This window comes from Anabaena cylindrica UHCC 0172 (assembly GCF_034931625.1).
In the GTDB taxonomy this organism is placed as follows: domain Bacteria; phylum Cyanobacteriota; class Cyanobacteriia; order Cyanobacteriales; family Nostocaceae; genus Anabaena; species Anabaena cylindrica_A.
Map to the genome: position 1 here is coordinate 45,625 of NZ_JAYGGY010000080.1, position 17,556 is coordinate 63,180.

Here is a 17,556-nt window from a genome sequence, read left to right on the forward strand (position 1 = left end):
GAAGATTTTACTGACATAGACTAAACAAAACATCTATAAGTTTTGTTGAAGATTTTATACAAAGAAAGAAAGATTTCTCCATAAAATTACATTTGCTAATTTTCTAGTCCTTTGGTGAAAAAACCAATGAGGATCTTACTGACATCTATTTTCTCAAATAGTTTCATCGTTTCCAGTGTAAGTGTTGAAGTAAACCGCGCAAATATTCAAGAAGTTGGTGAGTAGATTACTTATTGTACCCATTTCTTTTATAACTGAGAACAAAAGATTTACACATAAAGTGATAATTAAATTATTTCTCAGGTAGGAGAACATTTATGCTTATAGAGGTTTTCCGTAGGATGAGAACATACTGTTATCATAAAATATGGCTTAGGCCAAGCTACGCGACAAACATCAGAGAATTTTCAACCTTGTTCCCTGTTTTGAGTTATTTGCTATAAGCATCCAAGGTGCAGCTAATTATTTTATGATACTAGCGCTAAATTCAGAGATTAGTGCAGAAAGACAGAAGGTATGAGGTGGTTTTTTTGGGGTCTATGCGCTACTAAAACGTTAAAGCTGTCAAGTGTAGCAATACCTTGTCCAAATCGAAAAAAGTCTTGATTTGTAGGTTGGGTTGAAGCATGAAACCCAACAAATGCGTTGGGTTGCGCTGTCGCTTAACCCAACCTACAGAAAATGGACAAGGTATTGGTGTAGAGTATCTATTTATTTCCAGGCAGTCATGGTGTTGTGCTTATACACGGCTTACATCAAAGTTTGCAGTATACAGCAGAATTCAGGCTTCGCAGTGAGCCTCAGTCGAACGGAGTTAGGATTAAAAGTATGGGTGTAGGATAGTTTTGTGATCATACTTTGCATCTTATCTACCTGCTATCTGCTGTATTAAAAAATGTAGCTAAAATAAAATGCCAAACTTGACTAGCATAGTAACGTACCATTTTTTTGAAAAAGATGCGGTAGACATTTTGCGATCGCAGTTATGACTATCGGTACAACCAGGTCATATTGTCTATAATTAGTCCTTTAAGCTTTATCTTCCAACTCAGTTGCTATTACACTTAATCAATTGATTATGCAACCACCCATTACAGTTAGTACTGTCCTGCAAAATCGTTACCATATAATTCACGTTCTTGGACAGGGGGGATTTGGTAGAACCTATCTTGCAGAAGACCAGAGGCGCTTTAACGAACTTTGTGCGATTAAGGAATTAACGATCGCAGTTAAGGGAACAGCTAGTGAAAAAAAGGCAAAAGAGTTGTTTGAGCGAGAAGCTGCGACTTTATATCAAATTGAGCATCCACAAATACCGAAGTTTCGGGAAAAATTTGAACAAGAGCAAAGCTTGTTTTTGGTGCAGGATTACGTTGCTGGGAAGACTTACCAGACGTTGTTAGCTGAACGCCAAGCTGTTGGTCAATCTTTTTCAGAAGCCGAAGTTTTAGAGTTGCTGAACTCTTTATTGCCAGTTTTAGAATACATTCACGGCTGCGGGATTATTCATCGTGATATATCGCCGGATAATTTGATTTTACGAGACAGTGACAAAAAACCTGTGTTAATTGATTTTGGGGTAGTTAAAGAATTAGCCACGCGATTATATGCGCCAAATCAACAGCAGGTAACTACTGTGGGAAAAATGGGCTATTCTCCCAGTGAGCAAATTCAATCAGGAAGGGCTTATCCCAATAGTGACTTGTATGCACTGGCGGTAACGGCCATAGTTTTGTTGACTCTCAAAGAACCGACAGATTTATTTGATGAAACTACACTGAGTTGGAATTGGCAGCAGTTGGTAACGGTTAATCCCCGCTTTGCTGAAATCTTGCAGCGAATGTTAAGCCATGTTCCGAGCGATCGCTTTCAAACTGCGGCACAAGTGCAATTAGCCTTGCAATCTCTAGATCAACCCCATGTTCCTCAAACCAATATATCCTATGTACGAACTCTCGCCGTTGGTAATCGTCCCCAACCAAAACCACTACCACCTCAAAAACATAATCCTGTAATTTATCCTAGACAAACTAGCCCAAACCAAACCAGTTCAATCTTAGATCAACCGTTAGCAATTGGGGCTATTGGCAGTGCTGTGGTTATTTTAGCGGGATTTAGTTCTTGGGCAATAGTCAAGTCTCTTCGCAATCCGTCCCAACAACCATCACAAGAAACAGCTGTACCCCAAAATTTTCCCTCACCAGTAATTCCTGAGAGTACATTTACACTGTCACCGACACCGACACCTACTAATACCCAATCTGTTGTATATCAAAAACGCCTGAAACTAGGCAGACTTAATACGGCTACAGTTGATGATACTCTTAAAGTAAATGACATAATTCAATATAGTTTTGCAGCTCAAGTTGGGCAAAAATTAACGGTTTCTGTTGACCAAGGAAATGGAATTTTACTCACAGTGTTAACTCCCAATGGTCAACCAATTGATGGACAGTCTCAACCAATTACATCATTTGAAGGCATCTTACTAGATAGTGGTAAATACATTATTCAATTAAGTCTGTCAGAAGGAGTAGCTGAAAGTTATTACAGTCTCAGTGTGGCTTTATCAACAATTGCACCTACAGAGACACCAACGCCAACTGAAACTCCTACACCTACAGAGACACCAACACCAACGGAAACCCCTACACCTATAGAGACACCAACGGCAACTCCTACACCTGTAGAGACACCAACACCAACTCCTACTACAGATGCAGAAAACAATAATCAATTACCTGAAACAATATCTACACCAGGATTTGATCAACAAAATTAACGCTAAATTATGAACAGTCCCTGCAAGAAAATTGCAGGGTAGAATTGTCAGTAAAAAACAGGAATTCTTGGTAAATAAATTGTTAAACACATTACTAATTACAGGGACTGATACGGAGGCTGGTAAAACTTTTTTGACCACAGCCTTAGCAGCTTATCGGCAAAAATATTACCCTCAAAGCAGCTTGGGGATTATGAAACCGATTCAATCAGGTGTCGGTGATAGTGAACTTTATCAGACTCTTTTTACACTAAATCAGTCGCCAGAAGAGATTACACCTTTGTATTTTCAAGCACCTCTAGCTCCACCAATTGCAGCAGCGAAGGAAAATCGTACTATAGATTTAGCTTTGGTTTGGCAGACGTTGCTAAAGTTACAAAAGGAACGTGATTTTTTGCTGGTGGAGTCTTTGGGGGGATTGGGTTCACCAATTACTGATGAACTGACAGTAGCAGATTTAGCAGGTGAATGGCGTTTACCAACGGTTTTGGTTGTTCCAGTGAGATTAGGTGCGATCGCACAAGCCGTGGCTAATGTAGCATTAGCTAGACAAACTAAAGTTAATCTGCGTGGAATTATTCTCAACTGTACCCAATCCCGCACAGAAGCAGAAATAGCTGATTTAACACCACCGCAGTTAATTCAATCATTTACTCACATCCCCGTTTTAGGTTGTTTACCTTATTTAGAAAATCCCACTGATTTAGATAAACTTGCTGAAATTGGATCTGATTTAGATTGGGAAATATACTAAAAACGGTTGAAAAGTGTCATTCTGAACGAAGTGAAGAATCTCCGAGATACTTCCCTGCACTACGTTACGGTCAGTATGACATAAGTCCAAGTTTGACCCGTTTGCAGTATATTATCTTTTTAGCCTAAGACTTTTGACTTCACGACGGTACTAGCTATACTCCTGTCTTCAATTAAGAATTACGAATTATTTGATCGATGTTTCGCAATAAATCATTGGCAGTATAGGGTTTAAATAAAACTGCCTGTACTTCTGTATTGGCTGATTCTGGTAATATTTCTATTGTATTTAGCCCACTACAAGCAATCACTTGGACTTGTGGATTCATGCTTTGCAAAGTGCGAATAGCTGTGATACCGTCCATTTCTGGCATCATCATATCCATTAAAACTGCACTGATGCGCTTTTTGTATTGAGAATAAAGTGCGATCGCTTCCAATCCATTACTAGCAGTAATCGTTTGATAATTGTATTGTTCGAGGATGATTTTAGCGACATCACGAATTTGAGGTTCATCATCTACCACCAAAATCAATTCTCCTTGTCCTGAAGGCATTTCCAAATCTTCTATTGCCGGAATTTGAAACTCTTCTACAGACGGCAAGAATATCTTAAATGTACTGCCTTTAGCCACTTCGCTAGAAACTGTTATAAAACCATCATGGCTTTTAATAATTCCCAATACCGTGGACAAACCTAATCCTGTTCCAGCACCAACTTCTTTGGTGGTAAAAAAGGGTTCAAAAATTCTATTTAATATTTCTGGGGTCATTCCCATCCCAGTATCTGTAACTGTAATGACGATGTAATGCCCAACTTTGGATTCAAGATGCATCCGAGTAAAGGTTTCATCAATAAACAGATTCTCCGCAGTAATTTGCAGACTACCTCCTTCTGGCATCGCATCACGGGCATTAACTACCAAATTCATCAGGACTTGATGTAATTGTGTCGTGTCTCCAGAAACAGCCCATAGGTCTTCGGATATCTGGGCTGTAAATTCGATAGATTTGGGAAATGTCTGTCTACCAATTTGAATGATATCTGCAATTAGATGTTTAACTTGTACAATTGCCCGTTCTCCTTTTAATCCGCGTGCAAAGGATAACACTTGTTTGACTAAACCTGCACCGCGCATAGCATTATTTTCAATGATTCTCAATAGTTGGGGATGACGTTCTTGATCATTGACAAATCGACCTCTGAGTAATTGCGCTGCGGTTAAAATGGGTGTCAATATATTGTTGATATCGTGGGCGATGCCACCGGCTAGAGTGCCGATACTTTCTAGACGCTGGGTACGATAAAACTGTTCTTCAAGTTCTTTTTTCTGAGTAATATCAGTATCTACAATTAGGATCGATTTGGGTTGTCGTTCAGAATCAAACATCAGTGTCCAACGACTTTCAACGATAATTTCTTGTCCGAATTTGGTTTTTCTGCGTAACTCACCATGCCAAGTTCCAGACTTAACTACAGTCTGGAGAGCGATTACTTCTGGCTTTTGAGAAGTTGTCGGGTAGAAAATATCCCTGAGGTTTTTACCTAAAGCTTCATGATTCTGCCAACCGTATATCTTTTCTGCACCTTGATTCCAAAATAAGATTTCGGTCTGAAAATCTCGCACGAAAATTGCATCGGTAGCAATATCTAGTAGGGCTGCTTGTTCGTGGATTTTTTGTTCTGCCTGCTTTTGTGCTGATATGTCTTTAGTTGTACCAAGCATCCGTACTGGCTGCTCGTTTTTGTCATAATAAACCTTACCTTTGGTGAATAACCAATGTAGGCTGCCATCAGCCCAAATCACTCGATATTGAGCAGCAAATTCAACTTTTTGCTCGATGGCGCTTTTTGCAGCTTTAGTGAAACTATCACGGTCTTCAGGATAGATTAAATCGAGAAAGTCTTCAGAATTGGGGCATAATGTATGACTCGGTAAACCATAGATTGGCCCCATATTGGTAGACCATAGGGTTTTGTTAGTCTGGATATCCCAATCCCATATACCCATGTTGGCAGCTTCTAGGGCTAAAGTCAGTCGTTCTTCAGTTTTCCTGCGTTCTTCTTCTATTTGCTTGTATTCAGTGATATCTTCGGTAATACTACCAAAATATTCAGGCTCTCCTTGTTGATTTTTAATGGGGAAGCATCTACCCCAAATCCAGCGTATTTCTCCATTGGGTTGGATAATGCGATACTGTAAATCGGCGGGTTCACCTTTTTGATGATGCTCATCTATTTCTGCTAAGATGCGATCGCGATCTTCTGGATGTATTGCATCTTTCCAAGATAGGGGTTCCTCTATCAGACTTTGGCAACTCCGTCCCCATATTTGCTCATAAGCAGGATTAACATAGAGGGTTTGTGTGCCATCTTTGGAGGCCATCCAAATCAGCGACTGGCTATTTTCGGTAAAGTGCCGAAATTTCTCTTCACTCTTGCTTAGTGCGGCTTCTGCTTGTTTGCGTTCAGTGATATCTTCGGCAATACCACCAAAATATTGAGTCTCTCCTTGTTCATTTTTCATAGGAAAGCATCTAGCCAAGATCCAGCGGATTGATTTATCCGGTTTGACAAGACGATACTCTAAATGAGAAGGTTCATCCTTTTGAAGATTCAGCTGTATTTCTGCCAAAATGCGATCGCTATCTTCTGGATGAATAGGTTCTGTCCACGATTGAGGATTGTCGAATAGACTTTGGCAACTCCGTCCCCATATTTTCTCATAAGCCGGATTTATATAGACAGTTGCGCCGCTATTGAAGGATTTAATCCAAATGATTTGTTCTTGAATATTATCCCCAAATTGGCGAAATTTTTCCTCACTCTCTCGCAGTGCTGTTTCTGTCTGCTGACGTTCAATAATTTCTTGTTGCAAAGCTTGATTAATAATCACCAGTTCAGCAGTACGTTCTAATACCCGTTGTTCCAACTCATTCGAGGTTCGGCGTAATGCTGCTTCTGCTTGTCTGCGTTCAGTAATGTTGCACAATAACCAACACCAGCCACACCACTGTTTTTGAGGATCATACATCGCTGCTATTCTCACATTAGCAGGAAAAGACTCTCCTTGTCGTGGCTCAAGTTCAATTTCCCATTCTTGGAACTGCTGGAAATTTTTCAGTTGGGATGTAATGTTTTGTCGATCTGCTTCAGCAATAAAAATTGTTATGGGTTTGCCTATTAAGTAATCTTGGTCTACTGATAGTAACAATGAAGCTGCATGATTGGCTTCTTGAATCAGACCTAATTTATCAGTTACTAAATAACCATAAGGAGTAAATTCAAACAAATCTTGGTAACGTCGGCGTTCTAATTCTGCCATCTCACAATCAACAGCCAGTTGTTCGTTGTGTGAAAGTATTTCCTCCACGGTTTGTTGAAGTTCTGCATTCACTCTTACTTCTCCCTCAACTGGTTCTGTTCCCAATTGCTGCGAAAGATTTTGAGTTTTGTAGATTACTCCCTCTATTTGCTGATTGTTGTTTGACGATTCATCGGTTGATGTTCCTAAATATTGCTGTGTAGCTTTGGCAATACCGACTATTTTTACTAAATCCAACTCTTGTAACAAGCTAGATTCAGTAACTATCCCTAGCAATTTTCCTGCATCATCTACAATTGGTAAATGGTGAATTTGATACTGCTTTAAAAGCAACCAAGCTGTAGAAATATCTTCAACTTCTGAGTGTTTTAATGTGATAGGTTGTTTGGTCATCACTTCAGCCATTATTGTCCTGGATAAATCCAGTCCCAAAGCTGTTAATCTTAATACGTCTCTAAGGGTGAATATTCCTACTAACTGCGTTTCTTTTACCACTAAAACATAGCTAGTTACTTTTTGACTTGATTGGCGACTTGGTAATGATCCTGGAGAGTTGATATCTTCTAAACTTTGTTCTTGATTCATCAAGATAATAGCATCGGCTACATGACTATCAGGACTAATCGTCAAGGGATAACGATCAATAACTTGATATAAATTTGGCAAATCAATCATCGGATTGTTGAATTGCATAGTTAATTGTAGATTATAATTATCCTATTGATATCCGGTTTACGTGATTTAAGGCTTTTTGATAAAAAGGTGGTAAATCCTAAATTTTTGACTTTTTAGAAGTATTTGTGCATTTTTATTGATTAATTAATATAGAATAAAGACTATACTAATCATTTGGATACGACTTTAAATAAATTTTAGCGCCTACATCTCTATCTCTAACTGTACCACTAAACCTCTTGACAGAGGTACAGAGTTAGGATTGTCTATACATAAGAAATATCCGAGAAAGTAAAGACGTTCCATGAAACGTCTCTACAAGGGTTTCAAGTTTGATTCTTCAGGAAGCATGAAGCCAATTATGGAAAATAACTTGGGCTTACCAAAAAATTGTATTGTTGACGATGGCGCAGAAAATCAGCCAACACTGGCAAGCGATCGCTCAGTGTTACTGCTGCCTGGTTCCTAAAACGCTAATTTTTAATCCCCCTATCCCCTCAACGTCCTGCTTCCGCTGCGGCAATTTCCAGGAGAGTTTTGAGTACAGAGTCAGGGTTGAGACTGATAGAATCAATTCCTTCGTCAACGAGGAAGCGGGCAAATTCTGGATAATCGCTAGGGGCTTGACCGCAGATACCAATTTTGCGATTAAATTGTTTTACGGTAGCGATCGCTCTGGCAATTGTTCTCTTGACAGCTTGATTACGTTCATCAAACAGATGTGCCACCAACTCAGAATCCCGATCTATTCCTAAAGTTAATTGTGTCAAGTCATTGGAACCTATGGAAAAACCGTCAAAGACTTGGCTAAACTCATCAGCTAAAATCACATTACTGGGTAACTCGCACATCACATAAACTTGCAGACCATTTTCGCCTTTTACTAACCCATTTGCAGCCATTTCCGCCAATACACGTCGTCCTTCTTCAGGAGTCCGACAAAAGGGAACCATCAAAATCATATTGGTTAAACCCATTTCATTCCGTACCCGCTTCATAGCTTCACATTCAAGGGCAAAACCTTCACGATAACGAGGATCATAATAACGAGAAGCACCACGCCAACCAAGCATCGGATTTTCTTCTTTTGGTTCAAATTGTCTACCACCCAAGAGGTTTGCATATTCGTTACTCTTGAAATCGGACAAACGCACAATTACAGGTTTAGGATAAAAAGCTGCGGCAATTGTACCAATACCTTGTGCAAGTTTATCAATAAAGAATTCAGCTTTATTTTCATATTGGGCAGTTAACTCAGCAATTTTATATTTAGCAAGTTCATCTTCTAAATCATCAAAATGCAATAATGCTAAAGGATGAGCTTTAATGTGGTTAGCAATAATAAATTCCATCCTCGCCAAACCCACACCATCATTAGGAATTGCTGTTAAACCTAATGCCTCTTCAGGGTTGCCCACATTCATCATAATTTTAGTGCGGGTGTGAGGCAAATTTTCTAGAGGTAATTCTTGGACTTCAAAGTTTAACAAACCCGCATAAACTTTACCTGTTTCCCCTTCAGCACAACTGACAGTAATTTCTTGTCCAGTTGCTAATACTGTCGTTGCATTACCACAGCCAACAATAGCCGGAATGCCCATTTCTCTGGCAATGATCGATGCATGACAAGTTCTCCCACCAGAATTAGTAACAATAGCACTAGCTTTTTTCATAATTGGTTCCCAGTCTGGATCTGTGCGATTGGTAACTAGCACATCTCCGGCTTGAAATTGTTGAATTTGATTCGCATCAAGAATAACTCTGGCTTTACCTTGACCAATCATTTCCCCCACACTACGACCTGTGACTAAAACTGTATTTTTTTCTTTGAGGTGATAACTTCTTAGGACTGTTTTAGATTTTTGCGACTGTACTGTTTCTGGTCTAGCTTGGACGATAAATAATTCTCCCGTCACCCCATCTTTTGCCCATTCAATATCCATTGGCGTGTCCATACCACGCACTTGGGAATAATGATCTTCAATAATACAAGCCCAGTTTGCTAGTTGGAGAATTTCGTCATTATTCAAGGCAAATTGATTGCGTTCTGAGGGGAGAACAGAGACATTTTTCGTTAATTTCATCCCTCCCAAGTCATAAACCATTTTTATTTCTTTTGTCCCTAAACGTTTTTTGAGAATTGGTTTAAATCCTTGTTTGAGAGTTGGTTTAAATACTAAATATTCATCTGGGTTAACTGCACCTTGAACAACGGTTTCACCCAAACCATAGGCAGCAGTAATTAAGGCTGCATCTTTAAAACCTGTTTCTGTGTCAATTGAGAACATCACACCAGAACAAGCCAAGTCAGAACGTACCATTTTCTGCACACCGACGGAAAGAGCTAACTCGAAGTGGTCGAAGCCTTTGATTTGTCGGTAGGAGATAGCGCGGTCAGTGAAAACAGAAGCAAAGCATTTATGACAAGATTCTAATACACCTTTGATTCCGTGGACATTGAGATAGGTTTCTTGCTGTCCGGCAAAACTAGCATCAGGTAAGTCTTCGGCTGTAGCACTAGAACGAACTGCAACATCAGTATCTTCACCGTATTCTTGACATAGTTTTTGATAGGATTGAGCGATCGCTTGTTGCAACTCTAGCGGAAATGGCGTGTTTAGCATCAGCGACCTAGCTTGTTGTCCACATTGCCGCAGATTATCTATATCCTCTACATCTAAAGCAGCAAATATTTTTCTGAGTTTTATCTCTAAACCTGCACCAATAATAAAGCATCTATAAGCATAAGCTGTAGTTGCAAACCCAGTAGGAACTTTTACTCCTTTGGGACTCAGTTGCTGAATCATCTCTCCTAAAGAAGCATTTTTGCCACCTACAAAGGGAATATCTGTAATTCCCACGATATTAAATGGTAAAACCAGTGCTTGTTCTTTGGATAATAGGCGCTCATTTTCTTGATTTTGTGATATTTCTTGCATATTTGGGAATCCTTTAAAAGCTACAAATATTTTGATGAACCAGTTTTTATACTAAAAACGGGTTAAAAGTGTCATTCTGAACGAAGTGAAGAATCTCCGAGATACTAGAGCCTACGGCACGCTACGCGAACGCTGCACTACGTTACGCTCAGTATGACATAAGTCCAGATTTCACACGTTGGCAGTATAAGTAAATTGATCTACTTCTGAAATTACACCATTATTTTTATACACTTCAAATTTGAGGAACTTGTGAAGATATAACTAGTACCGCAGGGCGGAAGTCAAAAGTCAAAAGGAATACAGCGTAAGTTTTTCAGAGATTTAGAATGGTTGGTTTATTTACGCCGTTCTGTACTAGTAGTCTGTCAAATACATTTTGACGGATAAAGGAATGAACCGCAAAGACGCGTTCACGTTCGCGAAGCGTGGCGTTAGCCATAGTGTACCGTAGGTATAGAACGCGTTCGCGTAGCGTCCCGTAGGGATAGGAAGAAGGAAGAAGGAAAATTTATTTACCCGTCAATTAGTTCTTGACAGACTACTAGTCCTATGAATTAATTGTTTGAATTGATTGATTTTGGAGACTTTGTTTGGCAAATGTCTGGGGTAGTTGTACACCAAGTACTACCATAATAGTTGCCATATAAGAGACGATCGCAGACCAGAGTAAATGGTTGTTGTGGAAATACCAAGCTGCGATCGCTAAAGGAAGAAAACCAATGCCAAAAGCGAGTAAAACAGCGTTACGTAAAATTGCCCCTTCCTTTAAGCCGATATAGTATCCTTCTAAGATAAATGCGATCGCAGTAATCACTAAAACAGGTAACAACCAAATTGTATAACTCGTGATATCTTCATTCACCTCTGCATGATTAGTCAACAGCCCAAAAACCTGCTCTGGGAAAAGAATAGACACAGTGGCGAAAGTTAATGCAATCAACAAACTGCTAAATATAGAAACAATCAGCAAAGGACTCATCTGATCTATCTTCCCTTTACTCTTAAAATTGCCCGTCAGAGTTTGGGTTGTTACTCCTACACCTTGAACTGCAAACTGACTCAAAAAAGCAATTTGCAGCAGTAAACCATTTTCTGCCAGAAAAGTTGTTCCCATCAGCGCACTCAGATTCATAAAAATCGCGTAGGCAGAAATCAGTGCCAAAAATCGGATCAGAATATTACTATTAAGTACCACAGTCTCTTTAAGAGCCACCCAATCAAACATTTCTTCCCAGACAGCGGGTAAAACTTGCCACTCGATACTAAAGCAGACCCAAACCAAACCAATCACTAAAGCCAAATACTGACTGATTGCTGTTGCTAATCCGGCTCCCATACTTGCCCAGCCCCATTTAACAATCATCAAATAGTCCAGCAACACATTAGAACCATTGCCAACCAAAGACATCAACAGCACCACTCCATTCATTTCCCGCCCTAAAAACCAACCAAATAGCACAAAGTTTAGCAAAACAGCAGGAGCGCCCCAAATCCGAGCAGAGAAATAATCAACTCCAGAAAGTTCAATCTCTGGGGAACCACTCAGGATAGTAAATCCAATCTTTTGCAGTGGATATTGCAGCAATACAATCAGTAAACCAACAGCTAAAGCAATCACAGCACTGCGTAATCCCGCCAGCAGCACAGCTTTGGGGTCATCAAGTCCAACAGCTTGAGCCGTCATAGCATTAGTACTAGAACGCAAAAATTTTAAAACCCGATAAAGGTAATCGAAGAGAATAGTTGCTAGGATAACCCCTGCTAAGTGACGGATATCTGCCAAATGTCCCAAGAAGGCAATATCAACTAAACCTGCAAGGGGAACCATCATGTTGGAAAGAACACTGACACTTGCCAGTCGGGAAAAGCGAGGTAAGAAGTTGTATTGTGGTGGAAATGTCAATGGCATGGTTTGGTTTATTGATTGTCTACGGGGAAATTTGGTGATATTAGAACTTAATTCAATTCCTTCAGTTTATCAACCTTCCATCAAAGGTAAAAATAGAAAGTTAGGCGAATCCCTGCTAAAAGTGAAGAGTTAGGAGTTAACGTTACTATTTCAAAATGACTCAAGAATTCACCATTGGTAGTAAAGTCCGTGTCGTCGCCTTACCACCCTACGTCAAAACTGCTGATCCTATGCCTATGCTGCGCCCTCCTGAAGTAATTAGCATTGGTGAAGAAGGTATAGTCCTTGACCGTCGTCCTGGCGGATATTGGGGAGTACGCTTTACTAGAGGTGCTTTCCTCATAGATAGCCAATACATTGAAAGTATAGAAAATCCGACTGAATCTCAGCCAGAGTCAAAATAAGTAGCCCAGCAAGAATGTAAACTTGTGTTAAGTTTTGATTCGGGTTTACACAATGATTTCTCGTCGCACTTTTATCAGCATCTTATTTGCTAGTTGTTTTACAATTATCAGTTGGTTGAATTTTACCCCCTCTGCTCAAGCTTTGGGTGGTAAACTACCTGCAATTAACCAACCAGCACCTGAGTTTACTTTACCTACTAACACAGGTGATGGCAAAATTTCCCTCTCTGACTTGCGTGGTAAATGGGTAGTTTTGTATTTTTATCCCAAAGACTTCACCTCTGGTTGCACTATTGAAGCACGGCGTTTTCAACAAGACTTACCTAAATATCTCAATAAAAATACTCAGATTATTGGTGTGAGTGCTGATGATATTGATTCCCACGCCGAATTTTGTGATTCTGAGGGGTTAAAATTCCCTTTGTTGGCAGATACTAACGGTGCAGTTAGTAAAGCTTATGGTTCTTGGATTGGTTATGTATCTATGCGCCATAGTTTTATTATCGATCCTCAAGGTGTTCTCCGTGAGACTTTTGTGAAGGTGAATCCCAGTATTCACAGTACGGAAGTTTTGACAAACTTGGAGAAGTTGCAATCAGCAGTTTCATGATTTGAAACGGAGAGGAGGAGCGATATGAAACAGTGAGATGTCTTCGTTTTGGCAGGAGACAAGGCGCAGGGGGATGAGAAATTAGTGTTTTATAAATCCTCATGCAACGCCCTCAACTTCCTAATCTCCGGCCAAATCGTTACGCAGGTTAGAAATCCCAGGTTTGTAAGGATTCAGGATATTTGATATAGCAGGGAACAGAAGAGAAAAATATTCTTCTTTCTTCTTCCTCCTGACTCCTGACTCCTGACTCCTGACTCCTGAATTCTTACCCAGGTTTTTCATTTTTGATATCTTTAAAAAGATATGCTGTTGGCAAGATGGCCAAGTTGTGACTTTTATAGAACTCGATATTGAAAAATGCTTTAATAGGATAAATCACACTGCCATCATGGACAGACTCATCGCTCCGTATAGCATAGCTTCTTCTCAAGAGTCTTTAAGGCTTAATTTGTCATCAATGAATGCAAGATATAAGTTTTATTCTTTATTAATCCGTAATTTAATCTCTACTTAAACAAAGTATTCTAGACTGCCTTAAGTCAAAATTAACATCTAAAAACTCTGAAAAATCGCTGCTTGAATAAGTATGTCAAGTATTATGTCTAGGGCGAAATATTTGTATTGCCAAAATGACATAGAAGACAAATGCAAGATTGCATTGAGGCCAAATTTAGAGTACCTACTGACTTTAGTTTTTACTAATGTCAATCAATTTTAAATGGGTGTATTATGTCTTACTATCAATCAGAAGTTGAGATTAAAGAATTAAGTAATTTAACTGATAACAGTAAATTCTTAACACCTTTTCAGCGGAAACTGCTGCAAAAAAATCTACAAGAGGATTACCCTGAGTCCTATCGCCAAAGAATGGAAATTATGTTGTTGGCGGATGATGGCAAAACTCAAACAGAAATTTGTCAAATCCTGGGATGTTGTGCAGCCACAGTCAGACATTGGATGCACATAGCCCGGATGGGGATGGCGCATCAATGGCAAGATTGTCCAATTGGTCGTCCCAAGGTGGTGAACGACGAGTATTTGGAGCGGTTGCAAGAACTTTTGCAGAGTAGTCCTAGAGATCATGGCTATTCATTTCGGCGTTGGACAGCCAACTGGTTGCAAAAACATCTGGCTAAGGAATTTGGGATTTCGGTGAGCGATCGCCATATTAAACGACTACTTAAACAACTGGGGTTATCTACACGACAAAAAACCAGTAATAACGGAGATAACCAGATTAAATCTGATCAGGAAGCCAGAATTTTGATTAATGACCTTAAAAAAATCAAAAATTTGGATAATTCCGAATTTATATCCCTCAATTTTACAAACCTAGGTAAAGATAAAGATTCAGATATATATGGCGCACAATCTATCCGCTCAGTTGGTATCTCTACAACAAATCAACCATGCGTTGGGCTACTCTCTCTCCGAAACCGAATTTCAGTCTTATTTGCCACAATTTAAGGAAATAACCCCTAAAGTTGGTAAATTTTGGCAAGGAAATGATGTTGAATCTGGTATCTACGTCGTTATTGCTGGTAAAGCGAGATTGCTAGATCAAGCGGGTGAATTAATCGCCACTATTGAAGCAGGAAAATCATTTGGTGAATTCACCTTATTTCCAGAGTCTGAATTTCAAATCTATGGTGCAAGGGCAAGTGTAAATTTACAGCTTTGTTTTGTACCAAATTCGGTTTTATCGCCATTAATGGCTAAATATCCGCAAATTCAACAACATTTATGGCATCAAGCACAAAAGATCAATAGCTTACTGATATGCTCAGATTCCACCGCAGAAATAGTTGAAAACACCAACCCCAAACCGGAATTTTCAGCACTTTCAACAGTAGAAATAAAATCAGACCCGAAGATTAGTAAAGCCTATTTTCCTAGTCCTACTCAACGAGTTAGACATTTATGGCAGCACATCGTCCGTCGCTATCCGTTTTTTGCCCAACAGAGTGCTTCCGATTGTGGTGCTGCTTGCTTAGTTATGGTATCTCGTTATTGGGGGAAACGCTTTAGTGTCAATCGGTTACGGGATATTGCCAATGTAGATCGCAATGGTGCATCTCTGCGTGGTTTATTGACAGCAGCCGAAAGTCTGGGTTTTGCTACCAGACCAGTGAAAGCTAGTCTTAATCAATTAGCTAAACAGAAATTACCTGCGATCGCACACTGGGAAGGTAAGCATTATATCGTTGTCTATGAAATAACTCCCAGGCACGTTATAGTCGCCGATCCTGCGATCGGTCAACGCACCCTCACTCACGCCGAATTTAAAGCTGATTGGACCGGCTATACATTATTGCTGCAACCAACAGTCATGCTCAAAGAAGCCAAAGAAACATCCACACCATTTTGGCAATTCTTTGAATTAATGAAACCCCACTCTTTAATCCTCTTGGAAGTCTTTATTGCTTCCATATTTATCCAGATATTTGGACTCATTACTCCCCTATTCACCCAATTAATATTAGACCGCGTAGTAGTGCAGCGTTCCGAACTTACTTTAACTGCTGTGGGTCTAGGATTATTATTATTTAGCTTCTTTCGTGTAGCCATGATGGGCTTGCGGCAATATCTCCTAGATCATGTAGCAAATCGGGTAGATTTAGCACTTATTGTTGGTTTTATTCGCCATACATTTAGACTACCATTAAGCTTCTTTGAATCTCGTTATGTGGGAGATATTATCTCTCGCGTCCAAGAAAATCGTAAAATTCAACGCTTCCTTTCCGGCGAAGCATCATCTATTCTTCTAGATTTATTTACGGTTTTTATTTATGTAGGATTAATGCTTTGGTATAGCTGGAAAATGGCATTGCTTGCCTTAGTTATAGTTCCACCTTTTGCCATGTTAGCTTTGATTGCTACGCCTTTTTTACAAAGAGTTTCTAGAGAAATATTTGGTGCTGTTGCCAAAGAAAGTAGTTACCTAATTGAAGCTCTAACAGGTTTACGAACCGTAAAAGCTACCGCCGTAGAACAAACAGTAAGATGGCATTGGGAAGAGTTATTAAATAAGGAAGTTAAATCCAATTTTTCTGGACAAATTATCAGCAATCGGTTACAAATTTTCAGTAATCTCATCCAATCATTAGCAACTACTGGTTTATTATGGTACGGCGCATATTTGGTAATTCAAGGTGAATTAACAATTGGTCAATTAGTAGCATTTAATATGCTGCTAGGTAATATTATTACACCCTTCCAACGTTTGATTGTCTTATGGAATCAACTACAAGAAGTTGTAATTGCTATAGAAAGAATTAATGATGTCTTAGATACAGAACCAGAAGAAGATTTACAGAATCAACCCCGACAAAATCTGCCCCAACTCAAGGGAAATATCCGCTTTGATAACGTGACTTTTCGCTATCATCCCGAAAGCGATATCAATATCATAGAGAATCTAAGTTTTCAAATCAAACCAGGGCAAATGGTAGCATTAGTAGGGCGTAGTGGTTCAGGTAAAACTACCATTTCTAAGTTAGTTCTTGGCTTATATCCTGCTACAGATGGGAAAGTATTAATTGATGGACAAGATATTACTAGTATTTCCTTACGTTCCTTGCGTCAGCACGTCGGAGTAGTTGATCAAGATACATTTTTATTTGGTGGGACAATTCGGGAAAATATTAGTTTAGGTCATCCTGGTGTACCTTTAATAGAAGTAATTGAAGCTGCACAATTAGCCGGTGCTGATGAATTTATTAAAAAACTACCAATGGGATATGAAACCCAAATAGGTGAAGGTGGAGGATTATTATCTGGTGGACAACGACAGAGAATAGCGATCGCTAGAGCGTTATTAGGTAATCCTCGATTATTGATTTTAGATGAGGCTACTTCCCATTTAGATACCGAATCAGAAAGAATTATTCAGCAGAATTTAAACACAATTCTCAAAGGCAAAACCACCTTAGTAATTGCCCATCGTCTTTCCACTGTCAGAAATGCAGATGTGATTTTAGTCTTAGATAGAGGTGTGTTAGTTGAAAGTGGAACTCATGAACAATTAATGTCAAAACGAGGGCATTATTTCTATCTCAATCAACAGCAATTACAAAAGATAGAATAAATCACAATTCTAGTAATTATTTTTATGAAAATTATTTGAATAATTACTGAATCACTAAGAACTAT

Annotated in this window: 11 protein-coding genes; 8 read left to right on the plus strand and 3 right to left on the minus strand. The window is 39.3% G+C overall.

What is annotated here, in order from left to right:
- The first annotated feature begins 1,078 nt into the window (after window positions 1-1,078).
- Together VB713_RS15830 and bioD are read left to right on the plus strand one after the other, a co-directional pair.
- Complete coding sequence (locus VB713_RS15830; protein WP_323312468.1) at window positions 1,079-2,782, plus strand: serine/threonine-protein kinase; 1,704 nt, start codon at window positions 1,079-1,081, stop codon at window positions 2,780-2,782.
- A 79-nt stretch (window positions 2,783-2,861) separates the two neighbouring features.
- The gene (bioD, locus tag VB713_RS15835) at window positions 2,862-3,536 is read left to right on the plus strand and encodes a dethiobiotin synthase (protein ID WP_323312469.1); all 675 of its coding nucleotides are present in this window, start codon (window positions 2,862-2,864) and stop codon (window positions 3,534-3,536) included.
- A 172-nt stretch (window positions 3,537-3,708) separates the two neighbouring features.
- On the opposite strand, the gene VB713_RS15840 is transcribed toward bioD, so the two are convergent.
- Window positions 3,709-7,554, minus strand: a complete 3,846-nt coding sequence (locus tag VB713_RS15840) for a PAS domain S-box protein (RefSeq protein ID WP_323312470.1) — start codon at window positions 7,552-7,554, stop codon at window positions 3,709-3,711.
- 286 nt (window positions 7,555-7,840) lie between these two features.
- Here VB713_RS15840 and VB713_RS15845 point away from each other — a divergent pair, with 286 nt between their 5' ends.
- Window positions 7,841-8,005 carry a hypothetical protein gene (locus VB713_RS15845; protein ID WP_323312471.1) on the plus strand — a complete coding sequence of 55 codons (165 nt, stop codon included), beginning with the start codon at window positions 7,841-7,843 and terminating at the stop codon, window positions 8,003-8,005.
- A 28-nt stretch (window positions 8,006-8,033) separates the two neighbouring features.
- On the opposite strand, the gene ppsA is transcribed toward VB713_RS15845, so the two are convergent.
- Window positions 8,034-10,475: a phosphoenolpyruvate synthase gene (gene ppsA / locus VB713_RS15850; protein ID WP_323312472.1), complete on the minus strand. Its 2,442-nt coding sequence runs from the start codon at window positions 10,473-10,475 to the stop codon at window positions 8,034-8,036.
- Window positions 10,476-11,025: 550 nt separating this feature from the next.
- Window positions 11,026-12,387 carry a guanitoxin biosynthesis MATE family efflux transporter GntT gene (gene gntT, locus VB713_RS15855; RefSeq protein WP_323312473.1) on the minus strand — a complete coding sequence of 454 codons (1,362 nt, stop codon included), beginning with the start codon at window positions 12,385-12,387 and terminating at the stop codon, window positions 11,026-11,028.
- Here gntT and VB713_RS15860 point away from each other — a divergent pair.
- The 5 genes from VB713_RS15860 (at window position 12,308) to VB713_RS15880 (ending at window position 17,491) form a co-directional block, all read left to right on the plus strand.
- Window positions 12,308-12,520: a hypothetical protein gene (locus VB713_RS15860; protein ID WP_323312529.1), complete on the plus strand. Its 213-nt coding sequence runs from the start codon at window positions 12,308-12,310 to the stop codon at window positions 12,518-12,520. The two genes, gntT and VB713_RS15860, sit on opposite strands and share 80 nt — an antisense overlap.
- A 22-nt stretch (window positions 12,521-12,542) precedes the next feature.
- Complete coding sequence (sipA, locus tag VB713_RS15865) at window positions 12,543-12,791, plus strand: regulatory protein SipA (RefSeq protein WP_323312474.1); 249 nt, start codon at window positions 12,543-12,545, stop codon at window positions 12,789-12,791.
- Between the two features lie 52 nt (window positions 12,792-12,843).
- On the plus strand, window positions 12,844-13,401 hold the full coding sequence (locus VB713_RS15870) for a peroxiredoxin (protein WP_323312475.1): 558 nt from the start codon (window positions 12,844-12,846) through the stop codon (window positions 13,399-13,401).
- A 732-nt stretch (window positions 13,402-14,133) separates the two neighbouring features.
- Window positions 14,134-14,871: a helix-turn-helix domain-containing protein gene (locus VB713_RS15875; RefSeq protein ID WP_323312476.1), complete on the plus strand. Its 738-nt coding sequence runs from the start codon at window positions 14,134-14,136 to the stop codon at window positions 14,869-14,871.
- Window positions 14,765-17,491 (plus strand): peptidase domain-containing ABC transporter, encoded by a 2,727-nt coding sequence (locus VB713_RS15880; protein ID WP_323312477.1) that lies wholly within the window; start codon window positions 14,765-14,767, stop codon window positions 17,489-17,491. The genes VB713_RS15875 and VB713_RS15880 overlap by 107 nt, the downstream gene beginning before the upstream one ends.
- Window positions 17,492-17,556: the final 65 nt, after the last annotated feature.